Below are 26,086 nucleotides of genomic sequence, written 5' to 3'. Positions count from 1 at the left end.
CAGTCAATCCTAAAACTAACTGCTTTGTGTGTGGGGATATAAAATTGTTTTTAATCTTGAATAGGTATCCAAATTTCAATAACTGAATTATCTCTATTCCAATGGAAACGGTAATCATATTTTTCAAAGTGCAGGATAATATTTTTTATAGGGGTATATGGTGTATTAGGAATAATTTCCTGATAAATTTTTCCATAAGTTTCATATATTTTTTCCATAGCACCGATATGCTCCATGACCAAATACTTATAAGACGGTATTTCTTTATACAGAAAGTTGTCTGGAATAATAGTTCGCTTTGGTATAGAACAGAAATAATAAAGTTTTCCATTTCTCCGTTCCATAAAAGCATATTTTACCCAATTTCCCGATTGTGAAAGATATGATTTCTTCAAATTACTGTTAAACTTTCTCCAAAACTGCGTACTAATCTGAATATTCCTTTTTTGGTAATTCGTAAGCTCTACTTCCTGCCCAATAACTGAAAATGCGTCTAATTCTCTTATAGAATAATTCATCATTTTACTTTGTGAGCAGTGATAATGGTATAACTGTACGCATTTATTGTAATGATACAATTATCAATCGTTATGTACCAGTTTTTCCCTTTTCTTATAATTTCTGCATTAGAAAGACTGATTTTTTCTTTGCACCATTCAATCACGTTTTCTACATTCAAAGATAAGTTCTTTTTAATTCTAATAACGCCAAGTTCAGTTGTATGAAGTCTATCCAAGTTTTCCAGTAATTCATTTGCCATATTTTGACACCTCATTTTTCAACAGATTTATTTGTATATTTCATATCCCAATTATATCATTCTCATATCAGCACCACAATAAAATTTTATGCACCGATAATCTTATTGAACAGCTCTAACAGTACATCTTTCACACCGCCAGCGTTGAATACCAAACCGACAGCAATCAAGGCAACTACCAAGAAGCCGATAAGTTTGGAAAACTCACGCTTGAAACCTAAGTAGATACCGATAACCACAATCGCCATAAGCACTAAGCTCTGTGCGTTTGATAAAAACCATTGATACAAATTTTGCCCGAAATTCATTTAATTGTCCTCACTTTCTCTTAATTGTTTCATTTTATAGTCGGCTTCTTTGCCGACGCTTAACATACACATCAAGACCACGCCGATACCCATTCCCATAGATACCAGCAGGAAGTCTTTTACTAATTCCCACATTTTTTATCACTCCTAACTTTCTACTAAATCTTTTGCAGGGGTCGTCTGCTGTTTGATTATCATTTCATGCTTTTCTGTGAGCTTTGCCTGCTGTTCGATTGTTTCCATGTAGTCTGTGCCGTTTCCTTTATCAATCCTTTTCAGCATTTTCAAGGTCGGTGCTACCTGCCTTTGTACCCAACGCAACGTGCGGTCTAAGGTATAAGGCTCTGGCTTTGTCGTCAGCTTCAAACTCTGTCTGTTATCGCCGATAAACCAAGCCCAGCGGTCATTGAGTTTCCAGTCATTTTTTCGCTTGTCTGGTTCTTCATCAACAAACCGCACATACTGGTTGATGATAGAAAAGGCGGTCTGCTCTGCGTCATAATAGGTCAGCAAATCTCGTACTGCATAATAGGCACGTTCATTTCTAAGCCGTATCTCAAAACGGTTGATAATGTCGGCTTCTTCAAGCGGTGTCCCTAACTTGATATACTGCTCATAGTCCTTTTCATAGATACAAAAATACACATCTGATTTCAGCGACCCAAGATAAAGGGTACGTCCCATATATTCTCTGTCGTCCTCTCTGTGCTTGATAAGCTCGCCCGACTGGTAAAACTTATAACTTCTGGACTTTCCGATATATTCCCGTTTCCTGCATTTTTCCGCAAGCTCTGGAATATCCAAAATGCCCGTATGGTCGTTGATAGCAAGGTCGATACGCTTCATCACGCCACCGTCTACCAATGCGTCCATGAGAAAGTCATACCAGCTTCGTTGCTGTGCCAGCAGGTAACTTTCAAACTGTCGGCAACCACGCCCCTTTAACTCTAAAAGGACACCTTTTTCTTCGTCAGCCGACGTATAGATAAAGATGTCCCCTAAAGAATAATGCTCCGTATAACTGTAACGCCCGTAATCTTCATGGAGCATATAATTGATATTCAGTTTTAATATATCTTTGATGATGTGCTGTATATCCAGCGTGGGAAAACGAATTTTCACATAATCAAACAGCATGGTAAGCGGTGCTTCTGGATTGAACCTTGCCAGTTCTTTATGCAGAGTTTCCAGAAGTTCCTTTGACGGCTTCATTTTTCCGCTTTCTATCTTGTTGAGATATTCCCTTGTGATACCAGAAGCCACCGCCAGCCTGCCTTGTGAGATACCGTAAGCAATCCGTTTCTCCCGTAATTCTTTTATCCATTGTTCTTCATTCAGAACCATACCCCCAATCTGTAAAGTGTGAAGTTTTTTAAGGCAACTTCACAGCCGATTTTTGCTAGGAAACCATGCCAGAAGCCTTATGTTTCCTATGTTTTTTGTCTATTGTCTATTTGCAAACGTACCCCTCTGTTAGATACCGAGGGGTTTTACCTGCTGGCGTGGCTAACGCCACACCAGCAACGGCTAGTCCGTGCCGTCGCCTTTCGCTTCGCACGTCGCCGTCCCGTCCTGCCTTGCTTGTGCAAGAGAGCCGATAGTCTGCAAAAAATCATGTCCTTTTGGGACTAAAGGCGTGTAAAATTCACTTATGACGCTTGTTCCCACATCACAATAGCCACGCCCCTTGATACGCTTCTGAAAAAACTGCTTTTTCACATCTGAACCGAACAGCATACCGTAACCTAATTCACTGATACGCCCAAGTCCCACACGGAAATTGAAGTTATCTCTGATACCGTCCGAGAAATACTTTGCGTCTGGACGCTGGCAGGCAACGATAAGGAAATATCCTGCTTGTCGCCCTAACATAACGATTTTCTTTAACTGGCTAAGCAGGCTTACGCTTTCTTTCGTCCCCAGCATTTCAAAAAATGCTACATATTCATCAAAGATAAGAAAGCAGGGTGGCAGTCCCAGATAGGCATAGTTTTCGCCAGTCTTATAGTTCGGGTGTCGTTTCATTTCCTCACTTCGCTGTACCATGCCCTCATAAAAGGCATGGACGCAATCTATCATTTCTTCTTTGGTATGATACACATTTCCCATAACTGTCCCTAAGTCTGCAAGGTCACCGTTTTTCGGGTCTAAGATATAAAGGACAGCGTTGGTATGCAGTAAGGCTTCAATGAGCGTCAGCAGAAAATAGGTTTTACCGCCACCAGTCCCACCAGCAATCAGAGCGTGGGGGAGTGCGTCATATTCCCAGACAAGATTTTTCATCAGCTTTAGACAGCCATTTTCTGCCCGTACTTCATCAATGGTAATGCGGTTCGCTATCATATCATAAAGCAGAGTATATTCGATATAGCCGTCATGCAGGGTCTTGTCGGTCAGCTCACAATACAAGCCACTTTCCAATTTATCCTCTAACCGTAAAAGCTGGTCTTGATATTTCCCCAGCGTAATTTCACAGCGGATATGAAGCAGTCCTTTTTCCATTTGATAATAAATCTTTGGAAACCAGACGATTTTTTCCCTTGATCTGCTTTGCAGGTCAGTAAAAAAACCGCTGTCTTGTACAGTATCGGCTTCATACCACTTATTTTCCAGTATCATTCTTGCCAGCTTTTGACGGTGCAGGAGCTTCTTGAAATCGTCGTAACAGAAACGGTAATACAGAAAAGCGACCAATGCACAAACACCAATCGCTACCAGTATGGTTATGAAGTTGTAAGGGGAAAGCGTCAAGCCATTCTCTAACAAGCTGAAATGCTCCCAATCGGTACGTATGAGCTGTTTGATATTCAGTAGCAGGAGAACCGCTACGAATACAAACAGAAGCGTCCCTATGGAAAAGTGATAGACAAGGTGCTTGTCGCTGGCTCTGATACGGTGTCCTTTGTTCCAAATCATACGCATAAATCAATCACTCCTTTCTGGGTACGAAAAAAGCAGTCAATCCTAAGACTAACTGCTTTGTGTGAGGATATGAAATTGTCAAACTGGGATTTAACGCATACAGGCATTGACAAATTTCATAGGTACGTCCATGCGTTCTGCTACTTGTTCTGGTGTCATTCCACTGTTTAAGAAACGCTTGCATACTATTTTCATGTTCTCGCCAACTTCGATAATATGTTTATCTGGGTCATAGAAACGAACAACACGCTGTCCCCATGAATGTTCTACAATAGGGTGGACATATTCAACATCACATTCTTTCAGCTTATCCGCAAATTCATCAAAATTATCTTCTTCAAAGTAAATTTCAAAGTTATTGCCACCAAAAGAAATATCGCTTTTCCCGATAAAATCTTTATATGTTTCAACTGTCTGCAAAGCCAAACCGCCCGTTAAAGTTTTATTTGCTCCAAAATCCATAATCACATGAAGCCCGAAAACCTTTTTATAAAACTCAACTGATTTGTCTATATCTGTTACCACCAGCATAGGATTTTTTAATTTCATTTCCGTTACCTCCATAAGTTTCAATTTGTTCATTTCTTCATATCCATATTATAACAGTTCCATATATCCGCTACAATGAAAATCTATTCAGCAATCCTATTTTTTCGGCTGTCCCTGCGGTGTAGAGTTTTGTGAACTGCCTGCGTTCTGGTTGACTTTATTCTTCAATACAATATCCTCTGCCTTTACATACCAGTCCACATCTGCACCCGTATAGGTTTTTCGTGATACAGTATCGGCTACGGGATTGACAAGTTCCACGACTGCATTGTACGGAAATTCCCTTAACGGTACTTCTGGCGGTACAGACACGGGGATAATTCCACCATGCAGACTGCACTTCAAATCATAGATACGCTTTTTAAGCTGTGTACTCGGTGTTCCGTCCTCGTTCTGCAAGAACACATCACGCACCGCTGTAAATTTTAATTCTCCAAATGTTTTCTCTTTGTCAATAACAAACCCGTTTGATAATCTCATAAATTCTTCACTCCTTTACTTTTCTTCAACTGCTACAATATCATCAGCAACTAACACATAATCGGTATGTCCCATATCCCCGATTGCGTAACCTCTGCCGTATAACTTCGGATTGACAAGTTTTACTTTCTGCTCATACTTGAAATGCTTTTCGCCAGCCTGCACGGGAATTTCCACCACAACATTTTCGCCTTTCTGTATGTCAGAATAAAGGTTATAGCTTCGTCTGGCTATAACCTTGCGGTTGTTTTTATCCCTTTCAAAGATAGGCTCGCTTTCGCCTGCAAATTCAAGAGTTCCAAAAGACTGTGCCATATTTGGCACGACATATTTCATTTCCATATTGTTTTACCTCGTTTCTTTCTATATTTGATAAGTTTTTTGATTGTGATTTCTTATTCTGGCGGTTTGGAAAGTACCAGCAATCCCACAGATAGTAAAGGGTAAAATCAATGCTTCGCACCCTTGACTATCCGTGTTCTTGCAGGTTGTTGGCAGACAAGCCAGAATAAGCGGAAGTCTTCCGATACGTTATCAGCGGAGAGCGTGATTTTCCTTTTCTCATACTGTTACCGCCTTATGATTTCTTCATTTTACGGCGTTTATAGAAGAAGATACCTGCCAGTCCAGCACCAGAAGTCATAAGAAGTGCAAGCAGTCCGTAAAGGTTGGTGTTATCGCCCGTTTTGGGACTGTCGCTCGGTCTGCTAGGCTTTTCTGGTGTCTGTGGTGTTTCGGGTTTCTCTGGTTCTTCTGGTTTTTCCTTAAAGGCAATCGTCTGTCCCTTATCCTCAATATCCTTATGCTCGGTAACTTTCTTCGGCTCGTCTGGATTGCTTAAATCGTACAATTCTTCAAAAGTTACAAGCTGTTTGCCGTCAAGAGAAGTAGCGTCAAAGGTAAAGGCAACTTCCACTTTCATAGTTTCGCTGTCAGCGGTAAACGTATAATCACTTTCTACACGCTTTCCATTGATAAGAAGCTCTGCATTTTCTTCTTTCAACATCTGCCAGCCCACAAGTTTGTACTGTGTACCGACTTCTAAGCCCTCTAAGGTTACGGTATCAATGATTGTAACGTCTTTTCCTGCTTCAATCTCTTTGTTGCCGTCCTTATCGGTAGCGGTTGTATGTATCTTGATGATACGCTCTGTGATAAGTACCGTCTGCCCGTCGTCCTCAATGTCCTTATGTTCCGCAACTTTCACGGGTTCGTCTGGATTGCTCAAATCGTATAATTCCTCGAATGTTACCAGATTTTTACCGCCAAGCTCGGACGCATTGAATGTATATGTAATTTCTATTTTCATTTCCTCATCATCAGCGATAAAAGTATAGTCATTTTCTACACGCTTTCCGTCAATGATAAGCTCAGCGTTTTCTTCCTTTAACATCTGCCAGCCTTTTAACTGGTATTTTGTGCCTTTTGTAAGTCCGTCCAATTTGACAGTATCAACGATTGTAACCTCTTTTCCTGCAAGGATAGTCTTTTCGCCGTCTTTGCTGGTCGCTGTGGTATGAATAGAGATTTCTTTTTCGTATTCATCAGTCAGCGTTCCTAAATCAATCACAAGATTATTTCTTGATACCACGATTTCAAAAGGTGGGATAAGTTCAAAACCTTTGTTGCTTTCAGAGCGTAATTCTTCAATGATGTAGGTATCATAAGGTAATGCACCCTTGCTGTCGTCTGGTTCAGAAGTCCCAAACCACACACCGTCCTCACTGGTCTTGCCTGCGTTAGTATTATGCTTGTGAGAAGCCCAGTCGGCAGAAGTGGAGAACTGCCCGTTATCATCAGTTACAACAATATGATTTTCTCCCGTCGTCTTGCTTGTGATCCTAAAGGGAACATCAGCAAGACGCTTATGTGTGCCTGCACCGATTTTTACACCCTCAATATCTCCACGCTTAATCTGATTGTAGATAGAATGAGCTTCGTCGGTTAAGTCCACGATTTTTCCATTTTCTGTGATTGCAAAGTCAATCGGTTTTGCACCGTCAGTTAAGTAACCGTCGGGAGCTTCACTCTCAACAATACGGAATTTTCCATAAGGTAAAAGGTCGGCAGAAGTAGAAGCGATACCCTCAATGTCTGTACGAATAGTTTTTACGACTTCATTTTTCTTATAGAGCTTGCCCTCAACCAATACAGAATGATCATTTAAGGAAATGATGTCAAAGGCAGTATCTTTCAAAGTGGCACTTCCTTGTGGTTTGGTATCGCCCGTTTCTAAATCTCGTTTCTGAATTTTCACACCGCCACGGATAACTTTATCTGATACGGAAAAATGGTTACTTCCCGTCAATACGGCAAGGTCGCCGTCCTCGGTAATCTGTGTTACATATAAGTCCTTAATCTGTTCGGACTTATCGCCAGCCTGCATATACGCACCGTCTAACAAGTAACCGTTTGGAGCTTTTGTTTCTTCTACGGTTAGCGTTCCAAGTGGAAGAACCGACTTGCCGTCCTGCATATAGAAGCTGTCGCCAGATACCTTGTATGCGTCCGCTAATTTTGTGATGTAGTGAGTTGTCCCGTCGCTGTCTGTTTCAGCGATTGTCTTTGTAACCCATGTACGAGTAGCTTCGGCAGGGAGATTGTCTTTATTATAGAAGCCTGCATAATACTTCCATGTAAATTCCGCACCTGCTAAAGAAGCGTTCCCTTGCGGATTGTCTTTCTGTGTTTCCATATCAATCTTGAAAAGCTCAATCAAAGTGTCCGTTACTTTCGGTGTATCTGATACGTTCAAGGTTGCTGTTTCGCCAGCTTTGATTGTCAATGGATAGACTGTTTTATCCACTTTATATCCTGCTGGTGCGGATAATTCCTTGATATAAACTGTCCCTGCTTTTACCTCTGCAATATCTGTATCTCCGTTTTCATCAGTCGTAAGGGTGGCAAGCTATTTCGTGCAGTCCTTATCAGAAAAGACACCATAGGTCGCACCTGCAATAGAGTAATTCCCGTTACCGTCTGTAATGCTGGTATTACTGGAAACCTTTTGCAGTTTCGTATTTCCAACATTCAGTTTCGCCCAGAATTGCCCTAATTCCTGCCCCTCGCCAGAGTAGATATAACCGCCACATTCATAGCGTCCTTTATTCTCTTTGACAAAGGCTTTTGCACCAGAGAAAACTTCGTCCTGCGTAGCCTTTGGAATTTCATCATAAGAAGCTCGCACGTTATCACATTGCCAGCCAAGATGTACGCTTAATCTCTGCCAGACTACAATCTGTCTTAAAAGGTAAGCGTGATTTTTGCTTATTCCGCTGTGGCTGTCTGTGTACTGTTTTACATATTCGATAGATAAGGCAACGTCGCTTATCTGGTCGGTACTCATGCGTGAGCTTGCGTCAGCTCTGGTCTTGTAACCATTCTTAAAGTCTGTGTTGATGTCAATACAGTAAGCGTCCTCGCCCTCAACGGTCAAATGTCCCTCATTAAAGGTAGAACCAATCGAACCGTCATTCATTACTTTTTCAACGATACCGACACGCTCTTTTGACTCCGTCCAGTATTGCTTACTTTCTGCATGAACGGGTGTAGTCGGTAAAGCAGTAACGACAGTCGCAAGAGCTAAGAAGCCCGTACACAATCGTTTCCATGTCTTTTTCATAAATCTAATGCTCCTTTCATTTTGAGTAATAAAATAGCCGTCCAATAAGAACGGCTGGAAATAGAAAAGGAACGTCATTTTAGGCGTTCCATAGTCTATAAGTTATTCAATTTTTTCTTGTTTCAATACTGATGTGCTGTACCATATCTTTGCATATCTAGGAAAACTTGCGTATCAAGGCTCATTCGTTAGTAGTAAATAAGTAGTAAATTGATGTGTTTGTTTCCTTGAAAATGCTGATAGATACTGTGTTTTAGCGGATAATCAGATTTTTATTGTGTTTTTTGTATAAAAGAATTGCTTTTCAGCATAGTAACCAAAAATAAATTGATAATCCAATTGCTTTGTGAAATCCTTATGGTTATATTTCGGTGTCAATAATTGGATAATTTCTTCTCTTTCTTTCTCTAATTTGTGCCAGATACCAGGTCTATTCTGCTTCAAAACTTCCTCATAAGGTTTCACTTTATTTTCCAGATGGATCATCATCTTGGCTGGTTGACCTGTATAAGCATTCCAATAACGTTCTGCATTAGTAATTCTATCTTGACTGCCACCATCTATTTTATACCGTTGTGCCTCAATTAATTCATAAATTGCTAACAATCTTCCAAATAGATAAGAACGATCTGTTTCTGTATGGTCTAACATCGGTGTAAACTCCTTTCCGTTTTGTTTATGTAAAACCGCTAAACTCACTTGTTGTACTTGATACCAATGTTTAGGATATTTCTGACGCTGTTTAATATTAGCCTCTAATTTCTTAACAATTGTATTTGGTAGCGGTCGTCCATCAATTAAAGCTGTTACTAACTGCTGATATTGGTCACTTCGGAAACTATCATTATCTAACTCTAAATAACGTTCTCTATCCACGCCATAGGCAGCATTGATGATTTCATTAAAGGACGGTGTTTTTAAGTTATAGTTTCCTATTTTAGTTCTTGCTTCCCAAGAATAGTGCTCCTGCCATATTTCAAGATTTTTCAATAATTGAGAAACTTGAATTTGACGGAAATATTTTAAAGCAATTCGACCATTACTCGTTTTATTCAATATGGCAATGTAATATGTAGCATCATTACCAAATAATTTTTGCCCTTTGATAAACGAAGAACCTATTTGCTTATTTTCTTCATTCGGTTTAATTAAAAACGTATTTTCTTCTTCGTCTTCATCATCTTCAAATAAATCATCAAACATCGGCTTAACAATATCCAATTGACTCTCGTTTGCTAAATCATCGCTAAACCAATTAATCAAATATTGTGACGAACCTAACCAAGCACTGCTATTTTTATTTTCTAATAGGTATTTTATCATCAGATGAATTTTTTCAGAGGTCTCATAGCCAACACTAAAGACATCTTCTCGTTCCTTGAAGCGCCCTTTATAGGCTTCTCCTTTATTACTAACCGAAATGATTTTAGCATTTCCCATTAGTCCTCTGTGTTTATTTGTAATCTGTTCCGTTCGTCCACTAATATTACAAGTGCCTAAATTTTCCCAGTTAGCTTCTATAAATGAGATAAATGATTGATGTAAATCTTTGTAAGTAGTTACCGATTCATTCTTAAATCCATGAAATTTTTCAATTGAAAACTCTAAGAAATAAGCAGATAAATCAATCGTTTTTTCTTTTTGATCAGAATCTAAATATGTAATTTGTAAAGCCTCTCTTTTGTAATACTCGCCAAATAAAGACTGAAGAATCTTATTTAGAAAGTCTGGCTGGATGATAAACTGCTGAATTTTTGTCAAAAAATTTTTGACTTCACCTTCTTCACAATAGTCAACCCAGTTATTCAATTGTTCATGAAAAGTATCATACTGTGTTTGATTTACTTCCGAAACATAATAAGAAAACTTGTCTACAAGAGGGTGAGGTGCTGGATTACTGCCAGAACGAGCGACAGAGTCTGCTGTCACAGGAAAAATAATGGTTTGAGCCATTCTCATGAACTCTGCCTTATAAAAGCTACCGTCTGCATCCAATTTAACCGAAATGATATTTTTACCATTGGATTTCAAACTGGTATGATAAATCGGTAGCAAAACAGGGTCATTTTCACCTTTTTGTTGATCAACCAAATCAATTTCTTCTGCTTTTTCATAGGCTTTTAAGAGAGAAGTAAAAAAATCCATTAGCTTTCCCCTTTCTCCATAGCTTCATATTTTTTGTATTCTGCGTATTCTTTGTCCACTGATTTAATCTGATTAGGTGTTTTGAATGCGTAACTAGACAAGGTGTTGACAATCTCACACTCTGACTGAGCCTTAAACTTAATCACCCCATTTTCCATCACTGTCTTAGTAAAATAAGATTTCAGCGGCGTAGCTTTATCTGTCGGGTAGGCAAAAGAATGGAACATGATACCTAGATCAATCATAACTCCATCATAGTAAGAAGGGGTAGTTTCATACTCTTCTTGACTGATTTCATCAACTAAACCTAAGCACTCTCTTGTACCAAGGAAAATATCGCGTCGCCCCCCTTTGCGAATAGATCGTTCCATAATGGCTTCATGCTTATTAGGCAATCTATCTTGTATCAAATCTTTACGATTCTCATTCCAAATGAAATGGAATTTCACAAGGTATTCAACATTGCTCAAATAAGACACGTAACTCAGATCAGCACTATAATCATGTAACAACGCACGAACACCATGCAGCTCTGTCTGGATTTGATTGACAACCTTCACTTCAGTGACGATATTTGTAAATGTCGGCTTGTGGTAAATACCATCAACAATCCCCTGCAAAGCTTGCCGTGTAGGAACCGAATATGACGATCTTTCACTGCCGCCTTTAGTTGCCGGATTCGTAAAAAGAGCCCTATCTCCGCGAATCCTTGCATAGAAATTTCTCGATCTGTACAAGGTCAAAACCTCCTTCTTGTTATTTTATAATTCTATCTTAACACTTGAATTTCTAAAAGTCAAATATTTTTTTCTATATATAGTGTTTTATTAAATGTTGATTATATTAAATAGTTTTGATATAATCTAACCATCATAGTAGTATCTATGCGGATTGAAATTATATTTAGTGTTTTTGTAAGATGAATTGCAGGTCAACAAAGTCCTCTACTGACTTTCGTTGGCCTGTTTTCATTTAAATTTATAGCAGAAAACTTCCTGTTTCCAACGCGATTCCCTTTTTCTCATCATAATAACAGTCAGACAGTATAAGAATTTGACCATGAAGATATGATTTTGTCGCTTCAAGTATCGGATCATGTTCTCGGATATTTACAGTATAGGGTTGCAATTCTTTCAAAAGAGATTTTATTGTTTGATAGTCTTCTACTGACGGGTAGTCGGATTCACATAATTCTTCTAATATATATAATTTTTCAATCGCATCTCCATAAGGAACCAGCACTCCTATACTATCATTGTTTATCAGATTCATTTTTGAACCTGCTGTCTTAAAGGCTTGTTTTAACTTTCCTTTAAATTTTTTTCTATATTGATATGAGTTATCACTTAAATAATCATAAACTGATTCACCATCATGTTCCAAAGGATAATCCATTGAATTTTTGTTGTTTGCATAATAGTATTCAAAGAAATCTCGATTTAAAGTCGAAACGTCAATAGGCGATGAAATTTTATGTAGAATATATTCTGTTGACTCTTTCTTGGCTTTTATTTCTTTAAGCCGTGAAGTATTTTCTTCTTCATTTGTCAGATTAACTAAAGTTACCTGACCCTTATCACGTTTGCCTTCACGATTACAACGTCCACTGGCTTGCACAATCGAATCGATTCCAGCATAGGAACGAATGACACGATTAAAGTCAACGTCAACTCCTGCTTCTATCAGTTGCGTACTAATACAAATAATAGGCACACCATCCGCTAATTGTTTCTTAATTTCTGAAATAATATCCAACCTGTGCTGCGCACACATATTTGTCGAAAGCTGATAGATTGGTCTATCTGTCAGTTCTTCAAGTAGAGTATAAAATTTATCAACTGTCTTTTTGGTATTGAAAATTGCAAGAATGGATTCATCATTTCCCAAGACAAAATCTACTAAATCTGAAAGTTTTGACTTTTGGTTGTTCTCATCAAATTTTCTAAGTTCTGTTCTTGAAAAGACTTCTCTTTCTTCAACGGTTAAATCAACAATATCCGTACTTTCTCCATTTTTCCCACCATAAGATAGTCTATGAGTAATTTCGCTAGAATCGTAAGCCGGTTGCGTAGCTGTACATAGAATAACTGTCGTATTCATGACTTTATTTAAAAAATTCATCGTTAGATTGAATAAAGTCGTCACTTCAATGGGCAAAGACTGCACTTCATCTAAAATTAAGACGCTGTCAATAAGACTTGAAAAACGTCTAATGTTAGACGATTTTGTTTTAAATAAGGTTTGAAAAAATTGTACCATTGATGTCAAAACAACTTGACTATCCCAACTATCAATCAGATACTCAGACATCAATGTTTCTTTTTCATCGCTGTCATCAGTCTGTCGGATAACATTTGAATGGTGCTCCAATATACCTACATCACCAGTTATTTTCCTAATTTCAGCAGCGTTCTGCTCTAGGACAGATAAAAACGGTGTAATGTAGAAAAATCTTGATTTATTTTGATCCACTAATTGATGAAAAGCATATCTCATACTAAGATTCGTCTTACCAGCACCAGTAGGTAAATCTAGGCGATATATACCCGCCGAATCATTTTCTCCCCTACTTTTAACGCGTTCACTAATTTGTGTACGAATGACATTAAGTTTACTCGTTGGATGACTAAAACTACGATATTTTTGCTCAATAGATTTTAGATAGAATTTATTTAATTTTATTTTTTCTTCTTGTTTTATAGGATTGACAAGTAGCTCATAAGCATTGATTGTGTCAAGAATATCAGCATTCTTTAGTAAGGATAAATATAGTCGCACGAGGCATGATTGATAATAAGCTTCTTCACTATCATCCCGACAATCTAATTTTGATATAACTTGTTGGTAATTTTCAAAGGATTTTAAAATCAAATCATCTAAATCATGATAACCATACTCTTTCAATTTTTCTTCTAAAAAGAGGGTATAATCAGTAACGTCACTGTTAAAATGATAGTCTGTCATCGGTCTTGCGATACGATTTCTGAGCTTATTATACGTGTATAACTCCGCTTCTTCGTCATAATAATAAATATCAAACATTCCATGATGAGCAGCAATAACATAAGCAATAATATCATTGAATTGTATGCGTGCCGCCTTATCAACTCCTTTTGTAGACAGCTGCATTTGAATTTTATTATATAAATATTTTGCCCCTGCATAAGAATGATCAACGTGTAAGCTTGGTTGTTCTTTTAACTTTTTTTGAAAAAGTTGATCTGCCTTCCCTAGATCATGATAGAGACCTAACAAGAAAAGTACATCGCCTTGCCCAATAATTGAAGCAGCCTTCTTTGCCTTGTTAGCTACATTAAAGGAATGTTCTTCCAATGACTGTTTTTTATCTGTTTCACGTTCATAATGCGCTAAAATCACCCTAGTACCATCCTTTCAAAAATTACTTTCTAGAATAATTTTAATAATATTATAACATATTTTTATGCTCTTGAAAACGGATACATTTTTGGGTTGTTATATATTATTAAGAATACACCGCCCCTTTCAAATATTATAACCATATAAAAACACAGTCTTTCGACTGTGTTTTCATGCATCAAGTAATTTTAGCCCTCTAGCTCAATTTCCTCATCTCTTCAATCCGTTCTTTTGTCGCATCATACTTAGCTTGGTAGTCGGCTTGTTTGTCGCGTTCTTTGTCGACGACTTCTGGTTTAGCGTTGGCGACGAATTTTTCGTTGCTGAGTTTCTTGGCAACTATATCCAATTCTTTCTGCCACTTGGCAAGTTCTTTGTCAAGGCGAGCTAATTCTTCTTCAACATTGAGCAAGTCAGCGAGAGGCAGATAGATTTCTGCGCCTGTGATGATGCTGGACATAGCTAATTCTGGCGCCTCAATGTCAGAAGCAATTTCCAAATGCTCTGGATTTGTAAAGCGTTTGATATAGTTCACATTGGCGTTGAAGAATGCTTCTAATTCTCTGTCGCTTGTTTTCACAAGAAGTGTAATTGGTTTGCTTGGAGCAACATTCACTTCACTACGTGCGTTACGGACAGCACGAATCAGGTCCTTCAGGCTTTCAACGCCTTTATGCGCAGCTTCGTTTTCAAAGGCTGGGTTAACAGTTGGGTATTCAGCGGTTACGATTGAACCTTCAGAAATTTGTTCAAAGATTTCTTCCGTCACAAATGGCATGATTGGGTGAAGCAAACGAAGAATCTTATCAAGTGTGTAAAGCAGAACTGAGCGAGTAATCACTTTTTCATCTTCGTTGTCGCTGTAAAGCACTTCTTTGGTCAATTCAACGTACCAATCCGCAAATTCATCCCAGATGAAGTTGTAAAGAATATGACCAGCCACACCGAATTCAAATTTATCAAAGTTTTCAGTAACTTTGGCAATTGTTTCATTCAAGTTGTGAAGAATCCAGCGGTCAGTTACGTTACCAGCCGTACCAGCAACAACTTTGTCAACATTTGCGCTAGCTTGGTCAAGTGTCAACCCTTCATTGTTCATCAAGATGTAACGAGAGATGTTCCAGATTTTGTTAATGAAGTTCCAAGCGGCATCCATTTTTTCGTAAGAAAAACGAATGTCTTGACCTGGTGCAGAACCGTTTGATAAGAACCAACGAAGGGCATCGGCACCGTATTTCTCGATGACATCCATTGGGTCAATACCGTTACCAAGTGATTTAGACATTTTACGCCCTTGTTCGTCACGGATAAGACCGTGGATAAGTACGTTTTCAAATGGACGACGTCCTGTGAATTCCAATGATTGGAAAATCATGCGTGATACCCAGAAGAAGATGATATCGTAACCAGTTACCAATGTTGATGTTGGGAAGTAACGTTTGAAGTCTTCATTGTCCACATCAGGCCAACCCATTGTTGAGAATGGCCACAGAGCTGAACTGAACCAAGTGTCAAGCACATCTTCATCTTGAGTCCATCCGTCACCTTCTGGAGCTTCTTCACCAACGTACATGTCACCTTCAGCATTGTACCAAGCAGGAATTTGGTGCCCCCACCAGAGCTGACGAGAGATAACCCAGTCGTGAACATTTTCCATCCATTGAAGGAAAGTATCGTTGAAACGTGGCGGGTAGAATTTCACTTCGTCATCAGTGTCTTGATTGGCAATAGCATTTTTAGCTAATTGATCCATTTTAACGAACCATTGTGTTGACAAACGTGGTTCAACCATAACACCCGTACGTTCTGAATGACCAACAGAGTGTGTCATTTTTTCAATGTTAACAAGCGCACCGATTTCTTCCAATTTTTTAACGACAGCTTTGCGAGCTTCAAAGCGGTCCATACCAGCAAATTCACCAGCGAGTTCGTTCATTGTACCGTCATCATTCATGACATTAACTTGAGGAAGATTATGACGCTGACCAACAAGGAAGTCATTAGGGTCGTGGGCTGGAGTGATTTTAACCACACCAGTACCAAATTCAGGGTCAGCGTGTTCGTCAGCCACGATTGGAATAGCTTTATTGACAATTGGCAGGATAACATTTTTACCAATCAAGTCTTTGTAGCGAGGATCTTCTGGATTGACAGCGACAGCCGTATCTCCAAACATAGTTTCAGGTCGAGTTGTTGCTACCTCAAGGGCACGTGAACCATCTTCCAACACGTAATTCATGTGGTAGAAAGCTCCTTCAACATCTTTGTGGATAACTTCGATATCAGAAAGAGCTGTACGAGCTTTTGGATCCCAGTTGATGATAAATTCACCGCGGTAAATCCAGCCTTTTTTGTAAAGTTCAACAAAGACTTTACGAACCGCTTTTGACAAACCTTCATCAAGGGTGAAACGTTCACGAGAGTAATCGACAGAAAGTCCCATTTTACCCCATTGCTCCTTGATAGTGGTAGCATACTCGTCTTTCCATTCCCAGACCTTATCTAAGAATTTTTCACGACCGAGGTCATAGCGTGAGATACCATCTTCAGCAAGTCGCGCCTCAACTTTAGCTTGTGTAGCGATACCCGCATGGTCCATACCAGGAAGCCAAAGGGTATCAAAGCCCTGCATACGCTTCTGACGGATGATAATATCCTGCAAGGTTGTGTCCCAAGCGTGACCAAGGTGCAATTTCCCCGTCACATTTGGCGGTGGAATCACGATAGAATAAGGCTTGGCCTTTTGATCTCCTGAAGGCTTAAAAACATCCTCATTAAGCCATTTTTGATAACGTCCAGCCTCAACCTCAGCTGGATTGTATTTTGGTGAAAGTTGTTTTGACATGTGTTTTTCTCCTTTTATAAACTTCATTAATTGAAATATCCTTTTGACGAATCTAAATAATAACTTTTCAAACGTTTAATTATTTTTTTACTCATCCATTGTGCAAGTGAATACGAAAAAACTATTATTATAGTAGTAGCTAAGATATTAGAAACAAAATTAGGCGAAGTGGATTTATTTATCATACTCAACATATAATTAATAGCATTTGCAATTGCATCTTTTAGTATATTGATTTCTACAATTTCATTGTTCTTTATTATTTTTTTTGTAAATAATGATGATAATACATTTAATATAAATAGTGTATTAAAACTCACTATCTGTAGCCAGTGTAAATGCTTTTTCAGCTTTAGAGTCTTGGTAAATTTGGAGTATTTTTCTCGTGATTGTTGTAAATTTATGCCACCAATGAAACTTGGTATGAAAATAGGCAAGAACCACGTAAAAATTCCAATCAAATCACTTTCAATTTGCTCTAAAAGAAACAATATGAATAGCGCTGTGCCAATTAATGTCCATTTTGATATCTCCGATTCTTTGTCTTCTCCACCTCTGTTTATATTTTCATACACTTGCATCCAAAAGTAAATATTTATTGACATAGGTAAAAAAAGAGTAAATACTGTACTAAAAGATAAATCATTTACTTGTAGTAATAAGCTAAGATACATTAAAACAGATATCGTCGAACCAAAATATGCCTCTAGATAGGAATTCCAAAGTACCTTCCCTGATTGTACAGAAATTTCATTTTGTCTTTTATAAATCCAAACAGATATACTTCCTTTTAATAATGGTAAAAATATGAACAACAATAGGCTTATTAAAATTATGACAGTAGTCTCAAAAACTTTTTGAGATAGATGAAGTTCGTTAAAAATTTCAAAAAAACTACTTAAAACGTTTTCTATATAATTTACATTATTTTTTATCAAAAAACATAAACCAATAAAAAGTGTGTCAAACAGATTAAAAAAAGCAAACACGCCTATACTTTTTTGAAAAAATTTCTTAATGGCTTGAAATCTTTGCTCAAATAAAGCAAGGTAAACTATAGGTAAAATCGGCTGAAATAAAATAATTAATCTATATTTCAAAAGTAACAGCACTCCAGCTGATACTCCTAAAAGAATCCAATAGATAATTTGAAGTTTATTATCTATTTGCAATCTTCTTAATCTAAATCCATATAAACCCAGTAGTATTCCTAAAATAAGTTCAACAATATATATAGGAGCAACTGGTAAAATATTATTTGGAAGTAAAGTTATCGGAAAAAGCAAAATAGCTAATAGCAACAAAGAAACTATTGAAAGAAGAGGCAGTAACGCTAATATGTATAAAACTATTCTTTTCATTCTATTTTCCCCCTTCTTACTGAACTATTCGATTTTTCCGAACAGTTCAATTTGTAATAACATTTTTTACAAGTTATCAAATTTTAACTTATGCAAGTTTACACAGTTTCATTTATTTTTTCTGTGTCTCCCACTCACTCCTCAGTAATCCATAACGCAATAAATCACAACGTTGTCCTTGTGCATCTTTGCGGTCACGAATGCGAGATTCGAGGGTGAAACCAAGTTTTTCAGCAATACGCTGGCTTGCTTTGTTGTATCCATAACATTCAATTTCGATTTTGTGGAGATTGAGTAGGGTGAAGCCAACTTCCAACAGCGCACGCGCAGCTTCTGTCACAATCCCTTGCCCCCAATAATCTGGGTGAAGCAAATAGCCCATTTCAAGAACATCATCAGCATAGCGATTATTAAAATCAATTGAGCCAATGACTTTATTTGTCCCTTTTAAACAGATACCATAACCAGACGGTATTTTTTGCTCAATCCAGCGCTTTGGCATAATGTTTTCGAGATAATTTTCCTCTTCTTCCACGCTTTCCGCAGGTGGAAAAACAGCTGGCCAAGTTACTTCTGGCAAGCTCGCATAAGCAAAAATCTCTTTAGCATCTGAGACTAGACGTTGGCGCAAATACAACCGTTCTGTCTCAATATCAGGAAGTTTATTGTCTTCAATTTGACCTAAAATATTTATCATAATTCCTCTCCCCATTCCGATTATAAAAATTCGTCCCTGCCATACATGACAGGGACGAATCTCTCCGCGGTACCACCCAATTTCGGGCAGATGCCCGCAGCTCTAGCCTTCTTGTTTATCTTCTATTACGTCGTTAGCTCGCTTAGGCGTACGCCAGTACAGCCCGCAACTCGTTGCCTAGTCCTAAAAGTAAACAAAAAGACACCATTATTTCATTTTTAGCCTTAGCAACCAGTTTTGACATTTGTGCGGATTTCTCAGCAGTGCCGCTTTCTGTGACAAATGGGATTCAAAACACCTCTAATGCATTTAGTTTAACATGTTTTCTAGAGAAAATCAATAATTTCTCTGCCCAAAAAGTCCGTCTGGTAGGTCATGAAATCCCTTGCCCTCTTGATAGTTGGCAAATTTCCCCAATAAAAACTGATAAGCATCCAGACGGCTCTCATAACGAATCGCAGCTTCCTTAGCGCGTTCATCTTGGTCTTCTTCATAAACTTTCTGGCTTTCTTGAAGAGCCATTTCGTTGATTGCCACTTGAGTTTTGACCCAAGCTTCAAAATCCTTTAAAAATTCCTGTTCGTACGTCATCATATTCCTTCTAATCTACTCCTCGGTAGAAATCTTCTTCAATATCACGGAAAGGCTGAATATCTTGGACATATTCTAACACACCTTGAAATTCTCCTGCTTCATCTCTTACTGCCGCATACGTTACATGAACAAATTTATCCCGCGACTCAGACTTGAACCACATAACAAACTTGTCTCGCTTGCCTTCACGCAATTCCTTAAAAATAAAGCGAACTTTCTCCAAAAACTTAGGCGGGTGGCACAACTCGACATTGCGCCCCACTTGACTCGGCGTCCGCTTGAAAATCATCTCGTCTGCTGGCACGCTGTCATTGTAGTATTGGAAAATATCTTCCTTATTGACAAAAGTAATCTCCATCGGCAGATGATTCAAGATTAGATTTGCCTCTTCCACTGACAAATAGCCATGTCCAAATGGCTGTTGGGTCTGTCGATCAAAATTGTTTTCTGCCTTTTTCTTTTTTGGCTTAAAGGAAATGGTGACCTGTCCATCAGGTGTCTCAATGACTTGCTGAATAGTATCATCTGACACCAACTCATCACTGGCTGCCGCTTCACTTCCAGTCTTCTCAGCAGCCTCTTTTTCTGCCTCCGTGAATGATTGACGAGCTGGTACCCACTTCTCAGTCGGCTTGATAATTGCATAGCCGTAAGCATCACTTTCTTCTGCAATTTTCAGCCAATCGTCCTGTGTGAATGTTTCCAGCAAGATCATAAGCAAGATGGATTCTTCCTTAAAAATCATCGCTTCAAACTCAGCCGCAAAATTTTCAAATATTGCTCGAACTTGCTCAATACCTAGGTTGGATAAATCTTCAGCAGCAGTCTTTGCTTCCTGAAAAAGCTCTCGAATCTGGTCGTCCACGCCCCACATAACCTTGGGTGGTGAATCGTGACCATATCTCTCCATAATCGGAAACATCAGTTCTTCCTTGCGCTGATAATGAATGTCAAATTGACCGACCAAGCCCAGCTGGCGCATCAGTCCCTTTTCTAACTCTGTCCTCATTTCTGCATCATCTGTTTGAGCATAGGTATCAAGGAGACGCCGAATCCGCAACAGAGCCGCTCTCAGAGCCAGATTTTCCTGCTTAAAAATTTGAACTGGATGTCCTGGATGATCTGTGTCAGCCACTTCTACATTTTTCACCGCTCCCTTAAAAAGATTCGCATGAACATTGCAAAGCGACATAACATCCTCAAAGGTTACACCCGTATCCGAGTTCATCAGTTCGTGCTCCATAAGGCTGATTTCAATAGCCGAAACGCCTGTAAAATGCTTGTTAAACTGCTCTTGAACCTCTTCTGCTGTTGCACCATGATGCAAATCCAGCAAAATAGATTTTAAAATCTCAATTCGTTCATCTGCCATTAGTCTAGCCCCACCACTTCATAGCCATTTGCTTCCAATGTCATGACAATTTTATCCATAGGGGTTCCCTCTAACTTAGAACCTTGTTTTAACGACACCTTGCGACCAACCGTATTGCGCATGATTGGATTGGCAAGCGGTTTAAAACCCAGTTCCACCAAAATTTCTAACACTTCTGGGTGCTTGTCCACTACTTCTGCCACAGGAATGGATACATCAATGATATTGTCCATACTTCACCTCATGAACATTTTTCTATTATTATAACACAAAAAGCAGTTGCTTTCTAAGCAAAATCAACACGTTCCTTATCTTTGCCTCATTCCATTTTTCTGAATCAAGCATCTATAACTATTTTTAATATAGTATAAGTAATTGTTATAATAAAATGATTCTGTGTTTTTCACAAGTAAAATAATTGATAACCCCTCTTTTCAAAGCAAAATATTTCACAAACAAAAGAAAATTTATTAAACCACGGATTTGAAAACGCTTTTATAATCGTGATATAATAATTTCAAAAACAGGACTAAGGAGATATTATGTCTATTACAACTTTACTAAACATCAAATATCCAATTTTTCAAGGTGCTATGGCGCAAATTTCTCACTATCAGTTGGCTGCTGCTGTTTCAGAAGCGGGTGGCTTGGGGATTATTGCCTCAGGTGGTATGACTGGTGAACAATTGCGCAAAGAAATTCGTGAGTTACGCAAACTCACAGACAAACCATTCGCTGTTAACGTGATGCTGATGCTGAAAAACGTTGAAGAGCTTGTGAATGTTATCATCGAAGAAAAAGTTCCTGTTGTGACAACTGGTGCTGGCACCCCTAAATTCATTCTGCCCGCTCTCAAAGAAGCAGGTATCAAGGTTATTCCGGTCATTGCCAGCGTGAAACATGCTAAAAAAATGCAGGAATTAGGTGTTGACGCTATTATCGCTGAAGGAGCTGAAGCAGGTGGTCATATCGGTAACACCAATACCATGGCTTTGCTGCCACAAATCGCTGATGCGGTTGATATTCCCGTGATTGGTGCAGGAGGTATTGCAGACGGTCGTGGACTTGCTGCTGCTTTCGTTTTAGGCGCACAAGGAGCTCAGCTTGGTACGGTATTTCTCGCGTCAGAAGAATGCCCAATCGCTACTAGCTATAAAGAAGCAGTTATCAAGGCAAATGATACAGATACAGCTGTCACAGGCAGGAGAAGCGGTGCACCCGTTCGTTGTATCCGAAACGAAATGACAGATCATTATATAGAACTTGAAAATAAAGGTACTAGCCGTGAGGAACTGGAAGAGATTACTATTGGAGCTCTCTCAAAAGCTGTATATGACGGAGATACCAAAAACGGCTCCATGATGTGCGGTCAAATTGCTGGTATGATAAAAGAAATCCGACCATGCAAAGAAATCATTGAAACAATCGTCTCAGATGCACAAAAAGTACTGGAAAACACAGAGATTTCCTTGTAAAATAGAAAAAACTTGTAGAAAATGATTTCTACAAGTTTTTTCTATTGCTGAAGTAGTTAAAAATATTTGCGTTTCATTTTAGTTGCTCAACTTCTGTCGTCTATTTGTCATCTGCCTCAAACTAGACTCAGTCATGAGCAAGTCATTCTATCCCATTTACCAAACGCTATAAAATATCAATAGCATTGCTACAGGATACCTTCTTTGCAATTTTTACATCCTGATTCTTTGAACTTTCGTTGTTAGGAGGTGCCTTGTATATTATTCTAACATACAGTAAAAGTACTTTATATTATTTTCCGTCGTTTTCAGCACGTTCTTGCCTCCGCCATAAGGCGGTTTATCACGAAAAGCCAATACTCTTTTAATTTTTGTCTGTCCAGAATACTGATACATATTAAAAGCTGCTGCCCTTTCAGCGCAGAGATGAAAAACACCAGATTTATTGATATCAACTTCGTTGATTTTATCCGCAACCTCCAACAGCCCTCAAGCTGTTGGAGCAAAGCAAAAGCCAGTATAAATCTTTCCATCCTCTGCTTCAATAGCTGCTACAACATGATTAGCGTACACAAAAGGCGATACCTCATGCGGATCATAGAGCTTCTTGGCTTCTTCATACATTTTTTCCCAAATATCCATTCTAATCCTCTTTCCTTATCAACTTCACTACAGCCTCGGTCCTGGCTGTGTGTGGAAACATATCCACAGATTGAATATAATGAACATCGTAGACCTTGCTCAATTGCACCAAATCTCTAGCTAGAGTAGAGACATTACAGGAGACATAAACCATTTTCTTCGGTGCATAACGAACAACCGTTTCAAGCAGCTTATCATCTAAGCCAGTCCGTGGCGGATCCACAATCAAGGCATCTGCTCGATAGCCTTCCTTGTACCAGCGAGGAATAATGCTTTCAGCAGTCCCAGCCTCATAATGAGCATTGGCAAACCCCATTTTCTTGGCATTTCGCTTAGCATCCTCAATAGCTTCTGGTATAATATCCATGCCACGAAGAGACTTTACTTTTTTAGCAAAAGCAAAGCCAATCGTTCCCACACCACAATAAGCATCAATCAGACAATCCTCTGAATCGACATCCAGAGCCTTAACTGCTTCACTGTAAAGCACCTCTGTTTGCTCTGGATTGAGCTGGTAAAAAGCCCTAGGCGATAAGGAAAACTCGTAATCCAAAACACCTTCCTGAATGGTATCTTTTCCCCAGATGATCTCCGTCTTGTCTCCATATATTTCACTTGATTTTGTCGTATGGTAATTGACCGCCACTGTTTCCAACTCTGGAAATTCTGCTGACAAATCGCGAATGATTGGAGAAAAGTCCAACTTCTTTCCCGTGACAAAAATCATCTGCACCTGACCTGTTTTCCGAGCTCGGCGAATCATGACTGTCCGAACACCGGCATTTTTTCGCTCATCATAGATAGGAAAATTGTACTTTCCCAAAAGGAGAGCCACTTTATTGATGATTTTCTGTGTGACTTTATCTTGAACCAGACAGTTTTTCAAAGAAATTAAATAATGAGAATTCTGCGCATAAAGACCCGCTTTTACATCTCCCTTAAATTTCCGTGTTTGAAACTGCAACTTCGCTCGATAATATTGAGGCTCTTGCATACCAATCGTTGGACGAATCTCGTAGTTTTCATAACCTTGAGGTGCAAATTTTTTCAAAGCCTGCCGCAACAAGTCCGCCTTAAATTCTAACTGTTTGTCATAATGCAAGTGCATAATCTGGCAGCCCCCGCATTTTTCATAAATCTCACAAGGAGGCTCTACTCGATATTTGGAGCGCTTGTTAATCGTCAACAGCTTTGCTTCGACAAAATTGCGCTTAACCGTCGTGATTTGACAAAAAATATCCTCACCTTTTAAAGCACCTGGTACAAAGACCAATGTCTTTTTATAAAATCCAATCCCTTCCCCGTTGATTCCCATTTTTTTGATTTTCAAGGGGATTTTTTGTTTCACTTTCAGATTCATAAGCCTATCTTACCATATTTTGAGGTATAATAGAATCATGAAAATTACAAAAATTGAAAAGAAAAAGCGGCTTTATCTCTTAGAGTTGGATGAGACGGAAAAACTGTATATCACCGAAGATACCATTGTTCATTTTATGTTGTCAAAAGGCATGAATATTACTGAGCAAGAGCTAACAGAAATTCAAGAATATGCTCAATTTTCTTATGGAAAAAATTTGGCACTATATCATCTTTCTTTCAAGCAACGAACTGTAAAAGAAGTCAATGATTATTTGCGCAAGCATGACATTGAAGAGGGAACGATTGCTCATGTTATTGACAGCTTAAAAAAGGACAACTGGCTAGATGATTCCAAATATGTCCATGCTGCTATCAATGCTAATCTCTTATCTGGAGACAAAGGTGCGTATGCACTCAAGCAAAAGTTAATGCAAAAAGGAATTGCTGCTTCTATCATTGATGATGAGCTAGGTCAACATGATTTTACAAACCTAGCAGAAAAAGTTGCTCAGAAATTACTCAAAAAATATCAAGGGAAGCTCCCAACCAAAGCGCTTCACGATAAAATCTTACAACAGCTCATCAATAAAGGTTTTTCCTATGAAGAAGCAAAAGTGGCGTACCAAAGCCTCACGATAGAAGATGATGAAGAAAATCAACAAGAATTGCTTTACAAAGAATTAGACAAACAATACCGCAAGTATTCCAAAAAATACGATGGCTATGATTTAAAACAACGGCTCACCCAAGCACTCGCACGCAAAGGCTATGATTTCTCCGATATTGCGAGCGCTCTCAAAGAATATCTATAAAAAATGTAAGGTTTATTTATGTTTTTTCATGAAAATATGTTACAATAAAAGCGATAACCTGATAAATTGTAGAAAGTTGGTAGATGATGAAGCTTCCAAAAGAAGGCGACTTTATTACAATTCAAAGTTATAAGCATAATGGGAGTCTGCACCGCACTTGGCGCGACACCATGGTACTAAAAACAACAGAAAATGCCATTATTGGTGTTAACGACCACACCTTGGTCACAGAAAGTGACGGTCGACGTTGGGTGACACGTGAGCCAGCTATTGTCTATTTTCATAAAAAATATTGGTTTAATATTATCGCTATGATTCGCGAAAATGGAATTTCCTACTATTGCAATCTAGCCAGTCCATATTATCTTGATGCAGAAGCGTTGAAATACATAGACTACGATTTAGATGTCAAAGTCTTTACTAATGGTGAAAAGCGATTGCTTGATGTAGATGAATACGAGCGCCACAAACGGCAGATGAACTATTCCAATGATTTAGATTACATCCTCAAGGAGAATGTGAAAATCTTAGTAGATTGGACTAACAATGAGCGCGGGCCTTTTTCACCCGCCTATGTCAATATTTGGTACAAACGTTATGTAGAGCTAAAGAATCGCTAAAGTTGCCAAGGGACCTCTGGTCCTTTTTTATGTGATAAATTGTAAAATATAGTTCAACAAAAAAACTCATAGCGTTTCATTGGTGTAAACTGTAAGTAACCACACAAACAGAACCCGAGGAAAAACTATGAGCTACTCCCAT

Annotated in this window: 22 protein-coding genes and 2 pseudogenes; 3 read left to right on the top strand and 21 right to left on the bottom strand. The window is 38.6% G+C overall.

Annotated elements, in window-relative coordinates:
- Positions 1 to 50 precede the first annotated feature (50 nt).
- The 19 genes and pseudogenes from FQ204_RS06070 to FQ204_RS05970 all read right to left on the bottom strand — a co-directional run bounded on the left by FQ204_RS06070 (position 51) and on the right by FQ204_RS05970 (position 21,266).
- The gene (locus FQ204_RS06070; RefSeq protein WP_002347256.1) at positions 51 to 521 is read right to left on the bottom strand and encodes a GyrI-like domain-containing protein; all 471 of its coding nucleotides are present in this window, start codon (positions 519 to 521) and stop codon (positions 51 to 53) included.
- Positions 518 to 760, bottom strand: coding sequence for a DUF3781 domain-containing protein (locus tag FQ204_RS06065; protein WP_002347257.1), 243 nt, complete (start codon positions 758 to 760; stop codon positions 518 to 520). Before FQ204_RS06065 ends, FQ204_RS06070 begins: the two co-directional genes overlap by 4 nt.
- Before the next feature lie 86 nt (positions 761 to 846).
- Complete coding sequence (locus tag FQ204_RS06060) at positions 847 to 1,068, bottom strand: hypothetical protein (protein WP_002323342.1); 222 nt, start codon at positions 1,066 to 1,068, stop codon at positions 847 to 849.
- Positions 1,069 to 1,203: a DUF3789 domain-containing protein gene (locus FQ204_RS06055; RefSeq protein ID WP_021739068.1), complete on the bottom strand. Its 135-nt coding sequence runs from the start codon at positions 1,201 to 1,203 to the stop codon at positions 1,069 to 1,071.
- Between the two features lie 12 nt (positions 1,204 to 1,215).
- Entirely contained in the window at positions 1,216 to 2,412 is a 1,197-nt protein-coding gene (mobT, locus tag FQ204_RS06050; RefSeq protein WP_105309501.1) for a MobT family relaxase, read from the bottom strand.
- Positions 2,413 to 2,595: 183 nt separating this feature from the next.
- Positions 2,596 to 3,990: an FtsK/SpoIIIE domain-containing protein gene (locus tag FQ204_RS06040; protein ID WP_144209884.1), complete on the bottom strand. Its 1,395-nt coding sequence runs from the start codon at positions 3,988 to 3,990 to the stop codon at positions 2,596 to 2,598.
- A 90-nt stretch (positions 3,991 to 4,080) separates the two neighbouring features.
- Positions 4,081 to 4,539 (bottom strand): VOC family protein, encoded by a 459-nt coding sequence (locus FQ204_RS06035; RefSeq protein ID WP_095905707.1) that lies wholly within the window; start codon positions 4,537 to 4,539, stop codon positions 4,081 to 4,083.
- 96 nt (positions 4,540 to 4,635) lie between these two features.
- Entirely contained in the window at positions 4,636 to 5,019 is a 384-nt protein-coding gene (locus tag FQ204_RS06030; protein WP_144209880.1) for a YdcP family protein, read from the bottom strand.
- Between the two features lie 15 nt (positions 5,020 to 5,034).
- Positions 5,035 to 5,361 carry a YdcP family protein gene (locus tag FQ204_RS06025; RefSeq protein ID WP_080821326.1) on the bottom strand — a complete coding sequence of 109 codons (327 nt, stop codon included), beginning with the start codon at positions 5,359 to 5,361 and terminating at the stop codon, positions 5,035 to 5,037.
- A gap of 235 nt (positions 5,362 to 5,596) precedes the next feature.
- A pseudogene (locus tag FQ204_RS06015) lies at positions 5,597 to 8,641 on the bottom strand (SrtB-anchored collagen-binding adhesin).
- A gap of 264 nt (positions 8,642 to 8,905) precedes the next feature.
- Positions 8,906 to 10,786 (bottom strand): type I-C CRISPR-associated protein Cas8c/Csd1, encoded by a 1,881-nt coding sequence (cas8c, locus tag FQ204_RS06010; protein ID WP_144209877.1) that lies wholly within the window; start codon positions 10,784 to 10,786, stop codon positions 8,906 to 8,908.
- Complete coding sequence (gene cas5c, locus FQ204_RS06005; protein ID WP_186286688.1) at positions 10,786 to 11,523, bottom strand: type I-C CRISPR-associated protein Cas5c; 738 nt, start codon at positions 11,521 to 11,523, stop codon at positions 10,786 to 10,788. The genes cas8c and cas5c overlap by 1 nt, the downstream gene beginning before the upstream one ends.
- A gap of 241 nt (positions 11,524 to 11,764) precedes the next feature.
- The gene (gene cas3 / locus FQ204_RS06000; protein ID WP_144209871.1) at positions 11,765 to 14,164 is read right to left on the bottom strand and encodes a CRISPR-associated helicase Cas3'; all 2,400 of its coding nucleotides are present in this window, start codon (positions 14,162 to 14,164) and stop codon (positions 11,765 to 11,767) included.
- 196 nt (positions 14,165 to 14,360) lie between these two features.
- Positions 14,361 to 17,009: a valine--tRNA ligase gene (locus tag FQ204_RS05995; RefSeq protein ID WP_144209868.1), complete on the bottom strand. Its 2,649-nt coding sequence runs from the start codon at positions 17,007 to 17,009 to the stop codon at positions 14,361 to 14,363.
- 26 nt (positions 17,010 to 17,035) lie between these two features.
- Positions 17,036 to 18,370, bottom strand: a complete 1,335-nt coding sequence (locus FQ204_RS05990; protein ID WP_144209865.1) for an ABC transporter permease — start codon at positions 18,368 to 18,370, stop codon at positions 17,036 to 17,038.
- A gap of 112 nt (positions 18,371 to 18,482) precedes the next feature.
- Complete coding sequence (locus FQ204_RS05985) at positions 18,483 to 19,067, bottom strand: GNAT family N-acetyltransferase (protein ID WP_144209862.1); 585 nt, start codon at positions 19,065 to 19,067, stop codon at positions 18,483 to 18,485.
- A 336-nt stretch (positions 19,068 to 19,403) separates the two neighbouring features.
- Positions 19,404 to 19,658 carry a DUF1912 family protein gene (locus tag FQ204_RS05980; protein ID WP_003036340.1) on the bottom strand — a complete coding sequence of 85 codons (255 nt, stop codon included), beginning with the start codon at positions 19,656 to 19,658 and terminating at the stop codon, positions 19,404 to 19,406.
- Between the two features lie 10 nt (positions 19,659 to 19,668).
- On the bottom strand, positions 19,669 to 21,033 hold the full coding sequence (locus FQ204_RS05975) for a DUF438 domain-containing protein (RefSeq protein ID WP_144209859.1): 1,365 nt from the start codon (positions 21,031 to 21,033) through the stop codon (positions 19,669 to 19,671).
- Positions 21,033 to 21,266 (bottom strand): DUF1858 domain-containing protein, encoded by a 234-nt coding sequence (locus FQ204_RS05970; protein ID WP_003025778.1) that lies wholly within the window; start codon positions 21,264 to 21,266, stop codon positions 21,033 to 21,035. The genes FQ204_RS05975 and FQ204_RS05970 overlap by 1 nt, the downstream gene beginning before the upstream one ends.
- Before the next feature lie 309 nt (positions 21,267 to 21,575).
- Between FQ204_RS05970 and FQ204_RS05965 the strand changes: the two genes are divergently transcribed.
- Positions 21,576 to 22,508 carry a nitronate monooxygenase gene (locus tag FQ204_RS05965; protein ID WP_144209856.1) on the top strand — a complete coding sequence of 311 codons (933 nt, stop codon included), beginning with the start codon at positions 21,576 to 21,578 and terminating at the stop codon, positions 22,506 to 22,508.
- 312 nt (positions 22,509 to 22,820) lie between these two features.
- Here FQ204_RS05965 and FQ204_RS10700 read toward each other — a convergent pair.
- A pseudogene (locus FQ204_RS10700) lies at positions 22,821 to 23,150 on the bottom strand (hypothetical protein); the annotation flags it as partial.
- Position 23,151: 1 nt separating this feature from the next.
- On the bottom strand, positions 23,152 to 24,510 hold the full coding sequence (rlmD, locus tag FQ204_RS05950) for a 23S rRNA (uracil(1939)-C(5))-methyltransferase RlmD (RefSeq protein ID WP_144209850.1): 1,359 nt from the start codon (positions 24,508 to 24,510) through the stop codon (positions 23,152 to 23,154).
- Positions 24,511 to 24,547: 37 nt separating this feature from the next.
- Between rlmD and recX the strand changes: the two genes are divergently transcribed.
- Together recX and FQ204_RS05940 are read left to right on the top strand one after the other, a co-directional pair.
- Entirely contained in the window at positions 24,548 to 25,324 is a 777-nt protein-coding gene (gene recX, locus FQ204_RS05945) for a recombination regulator RecX (RefSeq protein WP_144209847.1), read from the top strand.
- Between the two features lie 86 nt (positions 25,325 to 25,410).
- Complete coding sequence (locus FQ204_RS05940) at positions 25,411 to 25,944, top strand: DUF402 domain-containing protein (protein WP_144210050.1); 534 nt, start codon at positions 25,411 to 25,413, stop codon at positions 25,942 to 25,944.
- Positions 25,945 to 26,086 lie beyond the last annotated feature (142 nt).

This window comes from Streptococcus constellatus (assembly GCF_902167705.1).
Lineage (GTDB): Bacteria > Bacillota > Bacilli > Lactobacillales > Streptococcaceae > Streptococcus > Streptococcus constellatus_A.
Note: the sequence above shows the minus strand (reverse complement) of the source record. Positions and strands in the feature narration are given on the sequence as shown.